The following is a 20,669-nucleotide window of genomic DNA, read 5'->3' on the forward strand; positions in this document are numbered from 1 at the left end:
TTGCCAAAAACCGCTGCACACTTTTTGGCATATCGCTTTAGACGAAGTACAGATCGTCCTTCGTGACGCTGGTGCCCGTGACGATGGCCAGCTCGAACGCCGCCCCCGCACCCGAACCATCGGCATCCCAGTACAGCCGGTCGGTCGCGTCGTTCCAGATGAACTGCGCCCCCGTCCCGACCGCCGCGGCGCCGAGCGTGAACTCGGCCGCCGTCAGCGCGTGTCCGGCCGCGAAGCCATAGTCGCTGGCTGTGAAGACCAGGCGGTCCACACCATGCTGGAAGTCGCTGAGATGGTCGTGGCCATTGACCGCCGTGCCCGAGAAAACGAAGTCATCCGCGCCCGCGCCGCCACCGACAATGTCGTTGCCGCTGCCGCCGATGAGCGTGTCATTGCCGTTGCCGCCCGACAGACGATCGTGATCGTCGCCGCCCGTCAGGCTGTCATTGCCATCCCAGCCAAAGAGGCTGTCATTGCCAAGACCGCCCGTCAGCACGTTGTTGCCGCTGGTGCCGTTGATGGCGTTATGCAAGCCATTTCCGGTGCCATCGGTATTGCCCGTGCCGGTCAGGTACAGGTTCTCGACGTCCGGCGACAGGGCGAACGAGACCGACGATTTCACCGTATCGGTGCCTTCGCCATAGGTCTCGTAGACCCGGTCACCGGTGTGATCAACGACATAGGTGTCATTGCCCGCACCACCGTACATGGCGTCATTGTCCGCGCCGCCGTCGAGGATGTCATCGCCCTCGCCGCCCTTCAACGTATCCCAGCGCGCCCCGCCACTCAGCTGGTCGTTGCCGGTGCCGCCATCGAGGCTGTCCGAACCCTCCCCGCCGCTCAGCGAGTCATTGCCGGCCGCACCCGTCAGCACGTCGTGGTCATTGCCGCCATCGAGCTTGTCGTTGCCCTCCTGGCCCGACAGCGTATCATTGCCGTCGCCGCCGGTCAGCGTGTTGTTGCCGGCATTGCCGGTCAGCACATTGTTGAGCGCATTACCCTGGGCCTGGATGTTGGCCGTCCCGGTCAGCACGACCGCTTCGATATTGCCGGCTGCCTTGTAGTTGATGCTGGCCCAGACCGTATCAAAGCCCTCATTGGCGTTCTCGATGGCCTGGTCTCCGGCCTGGGTGATGACATAGGTGTCATTACCCTTGCCGCCATAGAGCTTGTCACTGCCAAGCCCGCCGTCCAGCGTGTCATTGCCGCCCAGACCGCGCAGGGTATCATTGCCCGCGCCGCCCACAAGGCTGTCGCTGCCGGTGACGTGCAGCAGGAAGACGTCGAGGTCCGGATTGGCATCGCTGCCCGCCAGGTCGCTGGCATACGAATTGAACAGCAGCCGGTCGGGCGTCAGCGACGTCGCCCATTCACTGTCGTCATCACCCGCCACGACGCGCGTCAGCCCGCCGCTTGTCAGGTCGTAGGCGAAGATGTCCGACATGCCGTTGTCGTCGCCCGCTACCAGATTGTCGGCGAAGCTGGCGAAATAGACGGTCTTGCCGTCTGCCGAGAAGACCACGCCGTCCGACTGGTCGTTGCCAGCCTCACCCGCGGCATTCTTCGAGATCAGCGTGACTTCGCCGGTCGTCAGATCCTTGACGTAGACCTGGCCGTCGCCGCCGGTATCGACAGTCGTCAGGCTGGACGCCGTCGAGCCGAAGACGGCCTTCGTACCATCGGCGGAAATGTGCCCGTCGAAAAAGACCGTGCCGCCGGCCGCCTCGCCCGACGCCGGCGCGCTGACGAGCGAAACCGCCAGCGTCGCCGTATCGAGCACGAACAGGTCGTAATCGCCATTAAAGTCGTCCGCCACCAGATAGGGCGCGCTACTGCTGAACAGCACCTTGCTGCCATCCGGCGTCACGTCGGAGAAGTTCGCCTGGTAGAGGGTCCACGCGCCCGGCGCATTAAAGTCGCTCAACTGCTGTATCGTGCCGTCGGCAAGCGAGCGCACATACAAAAGCTCCACGAAGTCGATCGTGCCCGGCGCGTCGAACGACCAGGCGCTGAAGACAACCTTGCTGGCATCGCCGGTGAAGCCGCCGGTGTAGGCCAGGGACACTGTGCCGCCATTGGGCAGATCGCCCGCCAGAAGGTTGACCTCGCCAGTCGTGACATTCTTTATGAAAACGCGCGTTACGGCCATGCCATCCGCGTCGAGATTGCTGGCCGACGTTCCGAACAGGATCAGGTTGCCGTCCGCCGACACGTCGATCGCGAAGCTGGAACTGTTGGCCAATTCGCCGTCATCCGCCGTGTCGATGCGCACGACATCGCCGGTCACCAGGTCCTTGCGATAGAGGTGCTGCTGGCCGTCGTTCTGGCCGTCGAAGACCAGGTTGGTGGCATTGCCTCCAAAGACAACATAGCGGCCATCCGCCGAGCCCATATAGGCGCCGGTGACGGCATTGACCTGCTCGCCCGCCGCATTCTTCGAGATCAGCTCGATGTCGCCGGCCTCATGGCCTGTCACGACGCGGCCGACCCTGTCATCGACGCTAACCGCGAAATGCGCCTTTGCCGACGTATCGATCTCGTCGGTTACGGTGACATCAAAGCCCGCCGCACCAGCGGTATAGCCGCCATGGCGGAAGGTGACCTGACCCGCCGCCAGTTCGTCATTGCTGAACCAGTCGGACTGCTGGCCGTTGACGAAGACACCGCCGCCCGTGACGTTCGACACATCGAAGAACACCTCCGTGTCGTCGGGATCGGTAAAGCCGATATCGGCCGCCGTCAGCACATAGGACTTGCCGAACTGAACCGTCGCCGCCAGGTCGCCAGTCAGCACCGGCGCGACATTGGCCAGGCTGTCGAGCGCCACCGTACCGTCAGCGAAGCTGAGCCATTCGACGTCCGTCAGTGTATCCGTGCCGTCCGCGCCGGTAACGGTCGCGTTGGCGCCATTAACGCTGACGGTATAGTCGGCCCGGTTGCCCGAAAAGACCGCCCGGTCGTCGCCATCGCCACCATCCAGCGCATCGTCGCCCGCGGCACCGGTCAGCGTATCGTCGCCGCCCTTGCCCGCGATCGTGTCGTTGCCCGCGCCGCCCGTCAGGCTGTCATTGCCGGTGACGTGCATCAGGAAGGCGTCGTTTGCGCCGTTTTCGTCGCCCGCCACCAGATTGCTGGCCGCGCTGGTGAAGGCATAGAGGTCATCATTAAGAGACAGGCCTTCATAGGTCAGGCCATTACCCGCCGCGACGCGCGTGACCGTGCCCGTCGTCAGGTCATAGGCAAACAGGTCCTGCTGGCCGTTGTCGTCGCCGGCAACCAGATTGGTGGCGGTGCTCGTAAAGTAGACGACATTGCCGTCCTCCGAGAAGTCACCAAAGCTCGAATCGGCATTGCCCACATGACCCGTGGCATCGGTGGAAATCAGCGTCACCGCGCCAGTGGCCATGTCCTTGACATAGACCTGCTTCACCCCGCCCCCATCGGCGCCGGTCACGCCCATCGCGCCGGTCGCGAACGCGACCTTGCTGCCATCGGCCGACAACCGTCCGCCCATGACCTCGTTCAGGGAAAGCGACGCGCCCGACGAAGGCACGGTGGCGATCTGGATGACGGCGGTCGCCGTGTCGAGGACGAACAGGTCGTATCCTCCATTGGTGTCGCCGGCGACCAGATTCGGTGCATTGCTGCCGAACAGGATCTTCCCGCCGTCGCGCGTCATATCATAGAGGTCGGCCGAATAGTAGGTCCAGTCGTGCGTCGAATTAAAGTCGTCGACCCGCACCGTATGACCATCGGCCAGCGTCTTGACGTAGATCATGCCTGAGAAATCGATCGGCACGCCGGCGCCCAGGTTAAAGGAAATCGCGGTGTAATAGGCCTTGGCGCCATCCGGCGTAAGCATGCCATTGAACGCGCCGACGTCCGGAATGCCGCCGCCCGGCATGGTCGAAACAATGGTAACTTCGCCGCTGATCAGGTTTTTGGTGTAGGCCAAATAGGGCGTGATGCTGCCTGTCGGACCGAAATTGGTCGCGCTCGACACGAACATCGCCAGGTTGCCATCGTCGGAAATGCTGGTCGCCCAGGCGGTCGCGTTGCCGATCGTGCCGTCGTTGAGGCCATCGACGCGCAACACCTCACCCGTCACCAGATCCTTGCGGTAGACGTGCTGCTGGTGATCGTCCGGCGTCCCTTCGACCAGGTTAGTCGCGGAACTGCTGAACAGGACGTAACGGCCGTCAGGAGTGCCGACATAGCCGCCCGTCCCGGCATTGCCCTGGACGCCCGCTGCGTTCTTCGAGATCAGTTCGATCTCACCTGCGTCGAAGCCAGTGATCGCGCGCCCGGCGCTGGCGTCAACCGCGACGGCAAACGCCGCCTTGGCCGATGTGTCGTCACCGTCGCCGACCGTGACGTCGAAGCCCGCCGCATCGGCCGAATAGCCGCCGTGGCGGAAGGCGACCAGACCCGCCGCCAGATCGGTGCTCGTGAAGCTTGTGACCTGTTCGCCACCGACAAAGACGCCGCCGCCCTTGACGTTCGACACGTCGAAGACAACGTCCGTGTCGTCCGGGTCGGTAAAGCCAATATCGCCCGCCGTCAGGATATACGCGCCCCCGAAGGCCACCGTCGCCGCCAGGTCGCCGGTCAGCACTGGCGCTACGTTACTGCCCACTGCCCCGTCGTCAAACATGAGTTTCTCCACCCCGCTTACCGTGTCTGTGCCATAGGCACCCTGTACGGTCGCCACGCCATCCCCAAAGGTGACGACATAGTCCGCCCGCTTGCCCGAGAAGACCGCCGTGTCGTTGCCGTCGCCGCCATCGATAAAGTCGCTGCCCCGGCCACCGGTGATGGTGTCGTCGCCTGCCCCGCCCGACAGGCTGTCGAAGCCGTCGAAACCGGTGATCCAGTCGTCGCCGTCGCCGCCGTCGAAGGTGTCATTGACAAAGTCCTCGCCCACAAGGGCGTCGTCCCCGGCCGTCGCCGCCAGGGCCGCGAAATTCTGGGCCGTCAGGTCGGCGACATCGACGTTATTCAGGATCAGGATCGGTGTGAAGCCGCCCGGGCCGCTGCCGTCACGATCGCTTTCCAGTATGGCCTTGGCGCCCGACTGGACCCAGCGCAGATGTCCCGAAGCGAACGGATCGCCGCCGCCATAGTTGCTGAGATAGGTCGCGAGCTGCTGAATCTGCAGGACATCGCCCGCTGCCCCGGCTTCGAAGTCCGTCACCACGACGGCGGCATAGTCGCGCATCCAGCCATAAAGGTTCAGCACGTCGCGGCCGTCGCCCAGGGTGATCGAGGCGCTCACCGGATCAGCCAGGACCAGGTCGTCGCCCGCGCCCGCGTCCACGCTGCCGCCAGCGCCCATCCATGCCGCTATGGTGTCGCTGCCCGCGCCGCCGGTAACGGTGGCGTAGTCATCATGGGCCGCGATCGCGTCGTCGCCCGCGCCACCATCCAGGCGGTCCGAACCGGCAAAGTCATTGATATCGTCGTCGCCGTCACCACCCAGAACGGTGTCGTTGCCGGCATCGCCCTGCAGCCGGTCATTGCCGGCCCCGCCATCGATGCTGTCGCGGCCGTCACGGCCGAACAGGACGTCGTCGCCGTCACCGCCCGACAGGCTGTCGTGGCCGATCCCGCCGAAATCGTAGTCCGTCCCGCTGCCGCCGTTCAGCACGCGCGGCGTGGCCGGCGCGCCCCATGGATCGTAGCCGCCCAGGTTCTCGGCCGTCAGCGTGGCGGCCCAGACATTCTCCAGCCGATAGACAGTCTCCCACAGCCGCGTCCCGACCGCGCCATCCGGCTCGACCTGGACAAGCGTATCCAGCCCGTCCTGCACCAACCGGATCGACCCCGATCCGAAGCCATCGCCATTATATCCAACCAGGGTGCGCAGCAGGAATTCCAGCTCCAGCACATCGCCGCCGCTACCGGCCGTGAAATCGGTGATCACCTTTTCGGCACCAATCACCGGACCCATGCCACGCGGCACGCTGGCCGAGTCGATCCCGAACCTGTCCGCGCCACTGCCGCCCGACAAGGTGGCCGCGTCGGACATGCCGCTAAACAGGCGATCGCTGCCCGCCCCGCCCATCAGCACATCGTTCTGCTTGCCGAAGAGGTGGTCGTCACCCTCACCGCCGTCGAGGATTCCCGGCGTGCCGATGACGGCCGTCAGCCAGTCATCGCCCGCACCGCCGGCCAGCCACTCGCCAGTCCGGCTGTCCGGCCCGGTGGTCAGCGCCTCGCGCGTCAGGGTAACGTCGGAGAACCTGACCGCATCGACGCCCAGCAGCACATCCGTGCCGCCGGCTCTGTCGCTTTTGCCGGTCAGGGTCAGGTTGCCAGAGGTGTCCACCCCGAAACCATAGTCGGCCCGCGCGCCCGTAACGACGACGGTATCATTGCCGTCACCGCCGTCCAGCAGGTCGTTACCCTTACCGCCGGTCAACTGGTCGTCGCCCGTCCCACCCAAAAGCGTGTCGTCGCCGCTGCCGCCGTCCAGCGTATCATTGCCCTCACCGCCCGTCAGGCTGTCATAGCCATCCAGGGCGCGCACCCAATCGTCTCCTCCCAGACCATCGATCGACCCGAAATAGTCGGATTTGACGATATTGTCGGCGCCGTTGGTCGGCGCCACGAAACTCGATACATTGAACCAGGTCAGGTCGGCGACCGCGACATCCTTCAGCCGCACGACCTGGGTCACCACGCCCGCATCGGCGCCCGCACCGTCGTAATCGCGCATCAGCACGGCGTCGCCGCCGTCCTGTACCCAGGCATAGTGGCCCGAGGCGAACGGATCGCCGCCGCTGTAATTGCTGACATACCGGTAGGGACTGTCGATATGCAGGGTGTCGCCGCCTTGCCCCACCGTAAAGTCGGTGATGACCGGTGCGGTGCCGTTGGTGAAGAAGGTCTCGACGATGACCAGGTCCTGGCCTGCGCCAAGCGTGATCTCGCCCGGACTGGTCGTCACAATGAGCACGTCGTCGCCCGCTCCGGCGTCGATCAGATTGCCCGTGTCACCCTGGGACCGGATCGTGTCACTGCCGTCACCGCCGGTGATGGTCACGGCCGTGCCGCTGGCCCAGATTTCGTCGTCACCGTCGCCGCCATCGATCAGATTGAAGCCGAAGCCTTCGCGGATGACATCGTTGCCCGCGCCGCCAATCACCGTATCCGGACCGAAATTGCCTTCCAGTGTGTCGTCACCGGCGCCCCCCTCCAGCCGGTCCGCCCCGTCACCGCCATAGAGCGAATCGTCACCATCGACGCCGTAGAAGCTGTCATTGCCAAGCGCGCCGTTCATTGTGTCCGCGCCACTTGTGCCGATGCGCACATCGGACGGAACCGGCAGCCCCTGCGGATCGTAGCCGCCAAAATTGTGCGCGGTCAGCTGGGACAGGTCGATATTTTTGAACCGGATCAGGGTTTCCCACGGACGCGCCCCCGAAGCGGCATCCGGATCGGCTTCCAGCAGCACGTCGGCCCCGTCCTGGACCAGACGCAATGAGGTTGATCCCAGGCCCTGGCCGTCATAGCCGCGCAGCGACCACATGATATTGCGCAGATCGATGGTCTCGCCGCCATCGCCCGCCACGAAGTCGGTGATTATCTTAGTCCCGTCGAAGATCGGGCCGTTGACGTCGCCCGACGCGCCATTGAACACAAATCTGTCAATGCCATTTCCACCGGTAATGGTGGCAGGAGACGTGCTCAGCGACATACTGATCAGGTCATTACCGTCACCGCCGTCCACGATATCGGCGCCGGACACATCGATGCTGTCGTCGCCATGGCCACCGATCAGGATGTCCGGTTGATTGGAATAGCTGCCCTGCAATGTGTCATTGCCATAGCCGCCGTCGAGGATGACCTGGCTCCATGGCGAGGCAGCACTCAGGCTGTCATTGCCGCCGCCACCGAAGACGATGTCGCCGGACACCGTGTCATTGTCGCCGACGAGCGTCTTCACGCTCAGGGTAACGTCATCGAAGCCCAGAGCCTCGACGCCGGTCACGGTGTCGGTCCCGGCGCCACCCACCGTGTCGGCGACGACCAGTTGGCCGTAGGCGTCCAGCCCTATCTGATACATCCAACGCGCACCCGCGAAGACCGCCGTGTCGTTGCCGGTGTACGCATACAGGTAGTCATTGCCGACGCCGCCGATCAGGCGCTCGTCACCCGCTCCCCCCTGCAGACTGTCATTGCCTTCCCCGCCATCCACCGTCGCATTGACGCCAACGGCGGCAAGCCGGTCATTGCCCAACCCGCCCGTAACCAAACGCGCAAAGCTTATGATGTCATCGTCAAAAGCCGAGCCCACAATGGTCTCGAGCGAAGACAGGTTGCCGCCATAGCCGATACGCAGGGCGGCCGTCGCGTTCACACCGCTCAGCGTGTCGTTGCCGTCACCGCCACTAATGCGGTCGCTTTGGCCGCCGGCCGAATAGATCAGGTCGTCGCCTGTTCCGCCCCGGACGACATCGTTATTGCCGCTGGTATGGATGGTGTCGTTGCCATTGCCCGCATCGATGATGTCGAAGCCGGTCTGGCCCTTGATCAGGTCATTGCCGTCGCCGCCATAGACAGTGTCGAAGCCGCTGGCGACCAGGGTGTCATTGCCGTTGCTGCCGTCGATCTCGTTATTGCCGGCGCCCCCGTCGATGCTGTCGTCGCCATCATTGCCGATCAGGATGTCGTTGCCATTGCCACCCTTCACCGTGTCCTGGCCACCGCCAGCGCGGATTGAGTCGTCCCCCGCCGTGCCGTTGAAGGTCTCGTTGGCGCCATTGCCGTTGAAGACCTTGCCCAGCTTGGTCAGGTCGATTGCGCCCTCGAAATCGATCGCCTCGACATTCTTGACGGTCTGGACGCTCTTCACGATGGGGGTGGTCGGGTCGTAGTCGTAGACGTGGCGACGGGTGACGATGGCGATGCCGTCCGAACCGCCCAGATTGACGATGGTGGCGCGGCCGCGGCCCGCGTCGGTATAGAACTGGAAGAGGTCGGTGCCATCGCCGCCGTCCACCGAAGCGGCGCCATAGCCGCTTATCAGCGTGTCGTTGCCCCCGCCGCCGGTCAGCGTGTTATTGCCTTCATAGGCCATGATATAGTCGGCATAGGCAGTGCCGGTCAGGCTGTCATTGCCTGGCGTGCCTTCGATCCAGGCGCCCACCGCCGAGGCATCGAGCGCGAACGCCGCGTCATCGAAGCTGAGGAACTCGACGCCCGAAAGCGTGGCCACCTCGTTCTGCGGCGTCCGCACCCGGTAGTCGCTGCCGGTATAGAGGATGGTATAGGCCGAACGCGCCCCGTCGAAATCGACCGTGTCGTTGCCCGAGCCGCCGGTGATATTCTGGTCGCCGGTGCCGTAGATCAGGTCGTCGTCATTGCCACCGTCGATGACGTAACGATAGTCCTGGCTGGTCCGGATGACGTCGTTACCGTCGCCGCCGCTGATCGTCGCGGAGTTATACCCGTAGATCGTGTCATTGCCGGCGTCGCCAGACACGACCCCAGCGGAGTCGATGGAATCCGCGCCATCGCCGCCGGATACGGTGTTTGAGGACGAACCGGACTCTATGGTGTCGTTGCCCGCCCCGCCGCTCAGGCTGTCATAATGGGTGTTCAGGGAATACAGGTGATCGGCGCCCTCGCCTCCGATCAGGGTGCTGAACAAATAATGGGATTCCAGGGTGTCATTGCCGATACCCCCGTCCAGGTAGCCGCTGAGGCGGAGATAGTCGTCGCCCGCCTCACCATAACCAACGGTCGTGCTGAAATTTTGGTAATTGGCCAGGGTGTCATTGCCGTCACCACCCAGCACAGTGTCCTTGCCAAGGCTGGTGACGATGCTGTCATTGCCACCCAGGCCGCTGATGCTGTCGTCGCCCGTGGTATCGCCCAGCGTGTCGTTGCCCGGCGTACCGTTGATGATATTGGCCATGATATCCCCCCGAAAGTAAATCGGGGCAACCTAGCGCTGATTCAGGTGGGTGTACATAGGACCATCCCCACGGGGGAATCGCGCCCTCTCCTCCCCACATCGTGGGGTATAGCGCCAGCGGAAGTATAGCTTCCGCCAGCGATGGAACCATTTGCGGAGCAAATGGTGGACGGGTGTGCCGCCTGCGCCTTAGCTAAAGAACAGATCGTCCTTCGTCACCGTCGCGCCGCCCGAGATCAGCGCGATCTCGAACGCAGCCCCGGCCCCCGATCCATCGGCATCCCACCACAACTTGTGCGTGGCGGCATCCCAGACGAACTGCGCCCCGGCCCCTACGGCCGCAGCCCCCGCGGTAAACTCCGCGTTGGTCAGCACATGCCCGGCTGCGAAGCCGTAGTCTGCACCGCTGAACACCAGCCGGTCAACGCCGTGGACAAAGTCGCTGACGTGGTCGTGGCCATTGGCAAGAATGCTTGCAAACACGAAGTCATCCGCGCCTGCGCCGCCGCCCAGCACGTCATTGCCGCTGCCGCCGACAAGTGTATCCGCGCCGTTGCCGCCTGACAGACGGTCGTGATCAGCGCCGCCCGTAAGGCTGTCATCGCCGTCCCAGCCATAGAGGCTGTCATTGCCAAGGCCGCCCGCCAGCACATTGCCGCTGGCATTGCCATTGATGGCATTGTGCAAGCCATTACCCATTCCCGACACCGCCGTGCCCGTCAGGTACAGGTTTTCGACATCCGGCGTCAGCGCGTACGAGATGGACGCCTTTACCGTATCGGTGCCTTCGCCATACAGCTCATAGACCCGGTCGCCGGTATTATCGACTGCATAGGTGTCGTTGCCCGCGCCGCCCCACATCCGGTCATTGTCGAGCCCGCCATCGAGGATGTCGTCGCCTGTGCCGCCGACAAGCGTGTCCCAGGTCGCACCGCCCGACAGGGTGTCATTGCCCGCACCACCATCAAGGCTGTCCGCCCCCGCGCCGCCCGACAGGCTGTCGGTCCCGGCATCGCCCAGCACGGTGTCGTTGCCATCACCGCCCTGGATCGTATCCTGGCCCTCGCCGCCACCGACATAGTCGTTGCCCGCTCCGGCCAGGATGCGGTCGTCGCCGTCCACACCCATCAGGATGTTGTTGCCGCCCGATCCCTGCAGCGTGTCGTCGCCAGCGGTCCCGACTGCGCTTTCGATGCTCGACAGCGTGTCGTTGCCCACGACGGCGCCGCTTACGCGGTCGTAGTGCGCAGCCGTGCCGTGGACCAGATCGACCAAGACCTTATAGGTGTCGCCAAGATAGAAGGCCGAGTCGAGGCCATCGCCGCCCTTCAGGACGTTGTTGCCGTCGCCGCCCGACAGCAGGTCATTGCCCGCCCCGCCTTCAAGGCTGTCATCGCCTTCGAAGCCGTGCAGGCTGTCCCAACCATCACCCGCCCCACCCTTGATCGTGTCATTGCCGACCCTGCCATACAGGGTATCGTCACCCGCTCCGCCGTCCAGCCACGCCGCGGCATTGGATCCGTTCCACAGGGTGTCGGTGCCCGCGCCGCCTTCCAGCGTACCGATGCCTGTGATGATATCGTTGCCGTCGCCGCCGCCAAGCCAGCCCGTGCCGAACAGCGTGTCGTCGCCAGCGCCGCCGTCGACCGTGCCGCGTCCGCCGATCGAGTCATTGCCGGCTTCGCCGTACAGGTGGTCGGCCGTACCCGCCCCGATGATCGAGTCGTTGCCCGCGCCGCCCCAGGCGTCCATGTCGCCGAAGCTGTATTCCGAGGTGATGCGGTCATTGCCATCACGCCCGTACACGCTGACGCGCTCCCCCAGGCTGCTCCCCGCCGGCTGCAGGGTGTCGTTGCCCGCGCCGCCGTCTATCACCTTGCCAAGGCCGGTGATCACGTCGTCGCCGTCCTCGCCGTAAGAATACGAATTGATGCCCGAACTGATGATGTAATCATTGCCGACGCCGCCCCTGAGCGTGTCGCCCTGCGTGCTTTCCAGGCTTGAGTCCTGGTCACCCGACAGGGTGTCGTTACCCGCCCCGCCTTCGATGCTGTCGTCGCCCGCACCGCCATAGAGCGTGTCGGCGCCATCACCACCCAGCAGGGTATCATCGCCGCCATAGCCATAGACGACGTCATTGCCGCCTTCGCCGTCCAGACTGTCAGCGGCCTCTGTGCCGATGAGGATGTTGTTGCCGGCCGGCGTGCCCGCCAGCGGATCATAGCCGTCGAAATTGGCCTTGGTGAGCGTCTCGGCGACCGTATCGACCAGCACGGCCAGGGTGGTCCAGCCCAGGGCCGAACCAACGCTGCCGTCCTGATCGACCTGCAACCATGTGTCGTCGCCGTCCTGCACCAGCCGCAGGTGACCGGTGGCGAAGGCGTCGCTTCCGTAACGGACATTCGTGAAGGTATTGCGCAGATTGACGAAGGAGAAGATGTCACCCCCCGTCCCGGCCGCGAAATCGGTGATGATCACCTCCGGGCCAGGCGCATTCAGCGTATAGAGGTCGCTGCCGCCGCCGCCGGTGATGATATGCGTCCCCCTGGGGGTGTTGATCGCAAAGCTGTCCGCGCCCTCGCCGCCATCATAAAGGCTGGTGCCCTGGCCGGCGACCTCGATCCAGTCATTGCCGTCGCCGCCATAGAGGCCGTTTTCGCCGTGTTCGTCGTACAGGAAGTCGTCGCCATCGCCGCCATCCAGCGTATCGTTGCCGAGATAACCGAACAGCGTGTCGTTTCCGCCCTGGCCGAACACCAGGTCATCGCCGCCGTCGCCAACCAGGCTGTCGTCGCTGTCCTGGCCAGTGATGGTATCGTCGCCGAACGTCCCCCACAGGGTGGGCGTCGCCGCCGTCAGATCCTCGCCCGCGATCGATGATCCATCGAAGGTGATGCCACGGAAATTCCACGCCGTCAGCGCCGCAACATCGGTGTTTTCCAACGTCAGGGCCGTCAGGAAGTCCTTGGCGCTGCCGGCGGCGCCGTCCATGTCGACCTCGACTATGGCGTCATCGCCCGACTGGACGACGCGGACATGGCCGCTCAGGAAGGGATTGCCGTCGTAATTGACGATGCCGCGCAAAACTTCGGTCAGATCGACCACATCGCCGCCGTCACCCGCCGTGAAATCGGTCACGACGGCGTCGTTGGCCGTATCGCGCGGTGCGGCGGGCAAGAAGGCGTCCATGCCCGCGCCGCCGGTGAAGACGGCGCCGGTCCCGATATCGTTGCCGGCCCACAGGACGTCATCGCCATCGCCGCCGTCCAGCACCTGAGTCACCCCGGGCGTGCCGAACCAGTTGGCGGCGTAAAGGGTGTCATTGCCCGCGCCGCCGTGAATTTCGCCTTGGCCGACGCTCAGTACGAAGTCATTGCCGTCGCCGCCATCTATGGTGTGCGCGCCGCTCCAGACATATACGCTGTCATCGCCGTCGCCGCCGTCAATGCTATCATTGCCATAATTGCTGGTGACAGAGTCGTTGCCGCCCAGCCCCAGAATGGTATCGTCACCGTACCCATCGTAGAGGGTGTCCGCGGTTTCGCTGCCCGTGATAATGGCCATGGTGGTAATCCCCGAAAATTTTTTGAAAATGCATAATCACTATAGTTAACGCCGACCCTAACCCGGCCGTTTCCGAGACGCAATCTCAAGTGGTGCGACGGTAATGTAATGTGTTCGTGAATGCACACAATCCGGCGTGCCGCGCGCGACAGCGCACATGGCAAGGCGGTATTGCGGAGATGAAGGGGGATCACCGCCGCAATACCTCCCCGGCAAGGACATCGCGGACGATGCCGTCACGACCTGCCGCCTGCAGAGACAGGTAATCAAGGGTTACGTAACGGAGCCTGCATTGGATCATGCGCGGTGCATTCACGGCTTCACAAAAGTAGACAGGCACGAACGCCGAAACGTTCGTGCCTGTTACTTGTCACACCCCTTGGGGTGGAAGCCCCCGCTGGCTACCCTAAAATATGGCTACTCGAAGATGACTACCCGAAGAGGAAGTGGTGCGTATCGACATGGTCCACGCCCTTCAGCAGGATGCTGTCGGCGCCGTAGCGCAGCAAGGTGCCTTCGGCCACATCGACGATGCCAATGTCAGCAAGCTTCAGGCCCGTGCCGGAGAAGTCGATGAAGTCCTGGGCCTCGAAGCCCGCGATCACGTCCTTGCCGTCGCCCTTGGCGAAGACGAAGCGGTCGATGCCGGCGCCGCCGCTCATGACGTCGTCGCCCTTGCCGCCGATCAGCACGTCATTGCCGTCGTCGCCCATCAGGTTATCGCGGCCGTCCTGGCCGTAAAGCGTGTCGTTGTCACCCCGGCCGTAGAGGACGTCGTCGCCCGCTTCGCCGAACAGGACATCGTTGCCGCCCAGGCCGTAGATCTTGTCCGCAGCAGCGCCGCCATGGATGACGTCGGCAGCGTCGGTCGCCTTGAACGGATCCGCCGGGTTGGCCGCGGCGGCCTGCGCTGTCACGGCGCCGACGATATCGTCCTTGGTCAGGCCGGTGAAGTTCTTGACCGTGATACTGTCACCTTCGGCAAAGGTAATGACCGTGTCCTTGCCGACGACCTTGATGGTCATGTCGCTCATCGACACCTTCATCTTGGTGACATCGATCTTGTCGGTATTGCCAGCCGTGCGGCTGAAATCGGTGATGACGTCCTTGCCGAAGCCCTTGGCGTCGAAGACGAAGGTGTCGTTGCCGCCGCCGCCGGTCATCACGTCGTCGCCCTTGCCGCCGTTCAGCGTGTCGTCACCGCCGAAAGAAGCCGAAGACGTAGCGCTGTCGCCATAGAGGGTGTCGTTGCCGTCGTCGCCGTACAGCATGTCACGGCCGCCCTTGGAACCCGCCGTCAGCGACTGCGCATCGCCGTAGATGATGTCGTTGCCGTTGCCGCCCCACAGGTAGTCCTTGCCGCCCTCGGCGCCGCTCATGGTCGCCGCGTCACCGAAGATGGTGTCGGCGCCCTCGCCGCCCTGGACGTTGTCATTGCCGCCGGTTGCGCCAGCGGTCAGCGCGGCCAGGTCGCCATAGACGCGGTCATTGCCCGCACCGCCGGTGATGGTGTCGGCATTGACGCCGCCGTACAGCATGTCGTTGCCATCGCCGCCGTCAAGCACGTCTTCATGACGGCCGCCGTCGATCGTGTCGTGGCCGGCGCCACCCGTGATGGCGTCCTTGCCGGCCTTGCCGTTCAGGATATCATTGCCGTTGCTGCCCTTCAGCGTGTTATCGCCGTCGGTGCCTTCCTGGGTCACACCCTTGACAGGTTCGGCAGGCTTTTCGACTGGCTTTTCAGCAACCGGAGGCTTCGGCGTGGCGTCGCCGGTCAGCATGCCGATCAGCTTCGAGGTCGCACCCTTGAGAACATGAGCGGCATCGGACTGGTTGGTGAGGATGTTGGCGACGTTCAGTTCAGCGCCACTGTTCTTGATGTCGAACAACAGGGCCTTGCCGGACTTGTCAGTGAACTCGGAGTCCCGGACCGTAACCTTGGCATTGGCCGCCAGCCAGATATTGGCCGGCATGTTCGAGGTGCCGCCGTGATAGACCGGATCGATCCCGGTGACATTCTCCAGCACCGTGTCGGTGGCCCAGAAGCGGAAATTGCGTGTATTGCCTTCGGCCACTGCATTGATCAGGGTGGTCTTCGACGACTTCAGGTCGTAGCCGGCGTCGGTATTGCTGTAGGCATAGGTGTTGATGAAGGCGACATCATAGACGTCCTTCTCGGTCGCGAAACCATCGCCGTTCCAGTACTTGTTGACCGTATCGGTGATGTTCCCCATCTGCGTGTCCTTGACGACAACGCCGTGAACCGTGCCCTCGAGCTGGACGCCGGTGGCGAAGTTCGAGCCGTCGATGTGCTGGCTGTCACCGGACACATTCTCGATCAGCACGTCATTGGTGTCGTAACGCAGGGACACGACGGCCTTGGCAAAGCCGGTGACYTCGAYGTCCTTGATCGTCAGRCCCGACACGGTGGCGTCGGTCGCGCTGCCGCTCACCAGGTTATAGACAAAGCGGTTGATATTGTCGGCCGTCATGTGCTCGATCGAGATGCCCTCGAGCTTGCCGGCCAGACGGAAGGCYGCGTTGACGTCCTGGAAGTTCATGTTCTCGAACGACAGGTGGTTGGCGCCGTCCAGCAGCTTGAACACTTCCTGGCCCGACGCGGCCTGGAGCGTATAGACATCGGCGCGGTTCGACACAAAGGTCGCGTTCATGTCCACGCCCGAGGACGACACGCCCTTGATCAGGATATTGCCGGCGTCCGTGCCGCCGTGTGTCAGATTGATGGCCTTGGTGACGTTGTAATCGCCCTTGTCGGCGATGATCAGAATGCGGTCACCGGCGTGGGCCTTGCCCAGGATGGTGTCCAGTTGGCTCAGGGTCGAGGCGTTATTGATGCCAACGCCGTTCTTGGAGCCATTGCCGGTGGGGGAGATATAATAATCGACCATTACGCTTACTCACACTTACTGTTACTGACACACGCCGCGATTGCGAATAACGCCGATCGTCGCCCCGCATCCACTTTTACGTGTCTATTGTTAGTCGAAGGTAAATTTCGGAGCCGTAAAAATAAAAATCTTATAAGTACACGAAACAAAATGTTGTAAAATATGCTTTATCTATATTTACTATACTGTATGTCATTGAATTATACGGACTATATTTTATGGTTTACACGCATTTACTATGATAAATAATTTCTCTCTTTATAAAAAACTTATGGGCCACCATTCCTATGGCCCGATTTTGGCGAAAATGTTTCAGCTATAAGGCCATTGCGTGACCCCATTTATGTAGCGCGGTTCAGAATGCCACGGCGTTCATTCACGCATCGTGCCGCCCTCAGCAAATCTTCAAGGCATTGCGAGACACCTGAATAAACATAAGGGCACCGTATTTGGTGACTTGTCGCCGGACTTGTAGGGTGTCCTGGCAACCTGCCGCATCGGCCAGGTCATTATATCAGGACACACTCCATGAGCATTGAATCCCTCGTCATCTGGCTCGTGATCGGCGCAATAGCCGGCTGGATCGCCGGTGCGGTCGTCAAGGGCGGCGGCTTCGGCCTGGTTGGCGATATCATCGTGGGTATTATCGGCGCGGTCGTCGGCGGCTGGCTGGCTGGCGTACTGGGGATAAGCATAGGCGGCGGCATCATCGCCACCATCGTTACGGCAACAGTGGGCGCCATCGTCCTCCTGCTTCTGCTGCGACTGATCCGGCGGGCTTGACCCGCCGCATCCGCGCGGCCTAAGGGTGGGTTATGACATCCACCCCCTCCGGCAGCCCCTCGGAACGACTGACAGAATTGGGCTGGACGGCCGCATTCGCCGATCAGGTCACCGCTGAAGAGCGCGACCTGACACCGGCGCGCATCGCAGGCGTTCAGCGTACCAAGCTATCGGCGCTTTCCGTTCACGGCCAGGCCGATATCGCACCGGACGGCGATGTCACGACCGCACAATACGCCGTCGGGGACTGGGTCCTGATCGATCTTGCCGACAACCGGCTGGTCCGTCGCCTCGACCGCGCCAGCCTGCTGCAGCGGCGCATCGAAGGCCAGCCCGAGCCACAACTGGCGGCGGCCAATGTCGATACCCTGTTTATCGTCACCTCGTGTAATGCAGACTTCAACCCCGCCCGGCTCGAGCGCTATCTCGCCATGGCCAACGACTCGGGCGCGACACCCGTCATCGTCCTGACCAAGGCCGACACGGTGGCGGACACGACACAATTTGAGGACGAGGCCCGCGCCCTGCAACGCGGCCTGAGCGTGGTCGCGCTGAATGCCAGGTCTGCCGACGCCATCGCCGTACTGTCGCCGTGGTGCGGCAAGGGGCTGACCGTCGCGCTTGCCGGCTCATCCGGCGTCGGTAAATCGACCCTCGTCAACGCCCTCAGCCTTGCCGGACAAGTCACGGGCAGCATCCGCGAAAATGACGCCAAGGGCCGTCACACGACCACAACGCGCTCGCTGCATGAGATGACCCATGGCGGCTGGGTCATCGACAATCCCGGTATGCGCAACCTGCACGTCAGCCACGTCGCCGACGGCATCGACACCACCTTCGCCGAAATCATCGAACTGGCGGCGGGCTGCAAGTTCCGTGACTGCTCGCACGTCCATGAACCGGGCTGCGCCGTGCAGGCGGCCGTCAAATCGGGCGACCTGTCGGAGCTGCGCGTCAATCGCTGGCGCAAGCTGTCGGCTGAAAACCGGACCAGCACACCGCAACAAACCGGCCCACGCGGCAACAAGCGCACCGGCCCCGCCAGATAGAAATCAGTCTATGCGCCCCACGGACAGCATGGGATCTGCACCATCGTCCACCCGAGGCATCGCGCACACTGGTCGTGAAGAATGTGTCCGTCTCCGACGCCAGCCACATCGCCCGACAGGCGACAAAGCCATCCCAGCGCGGCGCACTTTACCTAAGCACGCCGCGCCGCAAGAAGATGGCGAATAATTCTGCTTCGCCATATCAGCTCAGGTGATCACACCCGCATCTGCGTCCCCATTTCGACAACGCGGCCCGGCGGAAGCCGAAAGAACTCACTGGGATCGGCGGAATTCTTCATCAGGACAATGAACAAAAGGTCCTGCCAAAGCGGCATCCCGCCGTGCGGCGTTGCCACCAAGGTCCGGCGCCCGACAAAGAAGGTCGTCGTCATGGCGTCGAACTTCAGACCCTTCTTGCGGCACAGGCCCAGGGCACGCGGGACATTGGGCATGTCCATGAAGCCGAAGGTCAGGGTGACGCGGGAAAAGTCATCATTGATCCGCGCGATCGCTATCCGCTCTTCATCCGCCACGTGCGGCACGCTGGCGATATGCACGCTCAAAACCACATTCTTTTCATGCAGTACGCGGTTATGCTTGAGGTTATGCATGAGCGCAGTCGGCGCCACCGAACCGTCCGCCGTCAGGAAGATCGCCGTCCCCGGCACGCGCAGCGGCGGCCTGGCCTCCAGCATGTCTGCGACTTCGCCCAAGGGCAGGCTTTCGCGGTGGGTCTTGGCGGCGATAATGCCCGCGCCCCGGGTCCAGGTGATCATGACGACGATCAGCACCGCCCCCAGCAGCAGCGGCATCCACGCGCCGGAGAACAGCTTGGTCAGGTTCGACGTGAGAAACACCAGTTCGAGCAGCCCCAGCGGGGTCAGCAAGGCCAGGGTCTTCAAACGCGACCACTGCCACAGCCGGCGCATGACGATATAGGCCATGACACTGCTGATCAGCATGGTGCCTGTGACCGCGATGCCATAGGCCGAGGTCAGGTTACCCGAGGTCTGGAAGGTGACGATCAGCACGACGACGCCGATCATCAGCAGCCAGTTCATCTGCGGCACATAGATCTGCCCCTCCTGCGTCTCCGACGTGCGCCTGATGACCATGCGCGGCAGGATGCCCATCTGGACGGCGTGCTGGGTCATCGAGAACGCGCCGGAAATGACGGCCTGCGAGGCGATCACCGTCGCCGCGCACGCCAGCAGCAGCATCGGCCAGTAGGCCAGCTCGGGCACCATGCGCCAGAAGGGGTTCTCGACGGCTGACGGCTGGATGAGCGTCAAGGCGCCCTGGCCCAGATAGTTGAGGATCAGCGCCGGGAAGGCCACCCACAGCCACGCCGCGCCAATGGGCTTGCGGCCGAAATGGCCCATATCGGCATAGAGGGCTTCGGCCCCGGTCACGACCAGGAAGACGCTGCCCAGCACGACAAAGCCGGTCAGGCCGTTGGCCAGCAGGAAATTGAACCCGTAATGCGGGCTCAGGGCCTGCAGGATTTCCGGCCGCTGGATGATCCAGTAGAGGCCAAGCCCCGCCAGGGCCGCGAACCAGACCAGCATGACGGGGCCAAAGAACCGCGCCACCTTCTCGGTGCCCTTGGACTGGACCAGGAACAGGCCCAGCAGGATGACCAGCGACAGCGGCAATATATACTGGTCAAGGCCGCCACCTATGCCCGGCGCGTCCTTGAGCCCTTCCAGCGCGCCCAATACCGAGACTGCCGGGGTGATCAGGCTGTCGCCATAGAACAGCGCCGCGCCGCACAGGCCCAACAGAAAGATCGCCTGCGAATGGCGGCCAAGCGCCTTTTGCGCCAGCCCCATCAGGACCAGAGTCCCGCCTTCGCCGTGATTGTCGGCGCGCATCAGGAAGATGACGTACTTGATGGTCACCAGCAGAAGCAAAGCCCAGAAGACGAGCGAGATGACACCGAAGGCCGCCAGTTCGGGCGCAGTGCCGGCGCGGCTGTGGTGCAGGGCCTCGCGCATGGCATAGAGCGGCGACGTGCCGATATCACCGAAGACGACCCCGACCGCGCCGATGGTGAGACCGAGAAACCCGGCCTTGCGTATCGGGTCGCCGGTATCTGGTTTGGAAATAGACAGGGCATCGGCGGTATCGGACAGGCTCTTCATAACGGACTCCGGGTTGGAGCCTGACCTCTAGCCCTACGCCCGTATGGCCGGTGTATGAAGGCCGTCAGCGACCGTATAGTTTCTGTATAGAGACCAACTGTTCCCCTGCCCTCCCGGAACAGGTAGAATTTAACCACGAACCACACGAACACGCACGAATTGGACTGTGTCTGCTCCGTATCGTTTGTGCGGTTGGTGGTGTTCCTTCTAAACGATGATGACTTTAAATCGAATTATTATGGTTGGTCTGCCGTCAGAGGGCCCCCTTCCGTCATTTGCTCCGCAAATGCCACCTTCC

Annotated in this window: 6 protein-coding genes; 2 read left to right on the forward strand and 4 right to left on the reverse strand. The window is 63.1% G+C overall.

The genetic code is table 11. The features are described from left to right. Positions 1 to 37: 37 nt before the first annotated feature. The 3 genes from AC1DON_RS20770 to AC1DON_RS20780 form a co-directional block, all read right to left on the reverse strand. Entirely contained in the window at positions 38 to 9,922 is a 9,885-nt protein-coding gene (locus AC1DON_RS20770; RefSeq protein ID WP_476936735.1) for a cadherin-like domain-containing protein, read from the reverse strand. A gap of 189 nt (positions 9,923 to 10,111) precedes the next feature. Then, positions 10,112 to 13,486: a type I secretion C-terminal target domain-containing protein gene (locus AC1DON_RS20775; protein WP_476936736.1), complete on the reverse strand. Its 3,375-nt coding sequence runs from the start codon at positions 13,484 to 13,486 to the stop codon at positions 10,112 to 10,114. A 431-nt stretch (positions 13,487 to 13,917) separates the two neighbouring features. Further along, the gene (locus AC1DON_RS20780; protein WP_476936737.1) at positions 13,918 to 16,395 is read right to left on the reverse strand and encodes a calcium-binding protein; all 2,478 of its coding nucleotides are present in this window, start codon (positions 16,393 to 16,395) and stop codon (positions 13,918 to 13,920) included. Positions 16,396 to 16,923: 528 nt separating this feature from the next. Here AC1DON_RS20780 and AC1DON_RS20785 point away from each other — a divergent pair. Both AC1DON_RS20785 and rsgA read left to right on the forward strand, forming a co-directional pair. Continuing rightward, the gene (locus AC1DON_RS20785) at positions 16,924 to 17,178 is read left to right on the forward strand and encodes a GlsB/YeaQ/YmgE family stress response membrane protein (RefSeq protein WP_476936738.1); all 255 of its coding nucleotides are present in this window, start codon (positions 16,924 to 16,926) and stop codon (positions 17,176 to 17,178) included. Positions 17,179 to 17,210: 32 nt separating this feature from the next. Continuing rightward, complete coding sequence (gene rsgA / locus AC1DON_RS20790) at positions 17,211 to 18,227, forward strand: ribosome small subunit-dependent GTPase A (protein WP_476936739.1); 1,017 nt, start codon at positions 17,211 to 17,213, stop codon at positions 18,225 to 18,227. Positions 18,228 to 18,442: 215 nt separating this feature from the next. Here rsgA and AC1DON_RS20795 read toward each other — a convergent pair whose 3' ends face one another. Continuing rightward, the gene (locus tag AC1DON_RS20795; protein ID WP_476936740.1) at positions 18,443 to 20,371 is read right to left on the reverse strand and encodes a potassium transporter Kup; all 1,929 of its coding nucleotides are present in this window, start codon (positions 20,369 to 20,371) and stop codon (positions 18,443 to 18,445) included. Positions 20,372 to 20,669: the final 298 nt, after the last annotated feature.

Source organism: Asticcacaulis sp. P4_H10 (assembly GCF_056400965.1).

Bases quoted from the DNA above. Each gene is read 5' to 3' on its own strand.
- AC1DON_RS20770 (WP_476936735.1), bottom strand. From the start codon at position 9,922: ATGGCCAATATCATCAACGGTACGCCGGGCAACGACACGCTGGGCGAT.
- AC1DON_RS20775 (WP_476936736.1), bottom strand. From the start codon at position 13,486: ATGGCCATTATCACGGGCAGCGAAACCGCGGACACCCTCTACGATGGG.
- AC1DON_RS20785 (WP_476936738.1), top strand. From the start codon at position 16,924: ATGAGCATTGAATCCCTCGTCATCTGGCTCGTGATCGGCGCAATAGCC.
- rsgA (WP_476936739.1), top strand. From the start codon at position 17,211: ATGACATCCACCCCCTCCGGCAGCCCCTCGGAACGACTGACAGAATTG.
- AC1DON_RS20795 (WP_476936740.1), bottom strand. From the start codon at position 20,371: ATGAAGAGCCTGTCCGATACCGCCGATGCCCTGTCTATTTCCAAACCA.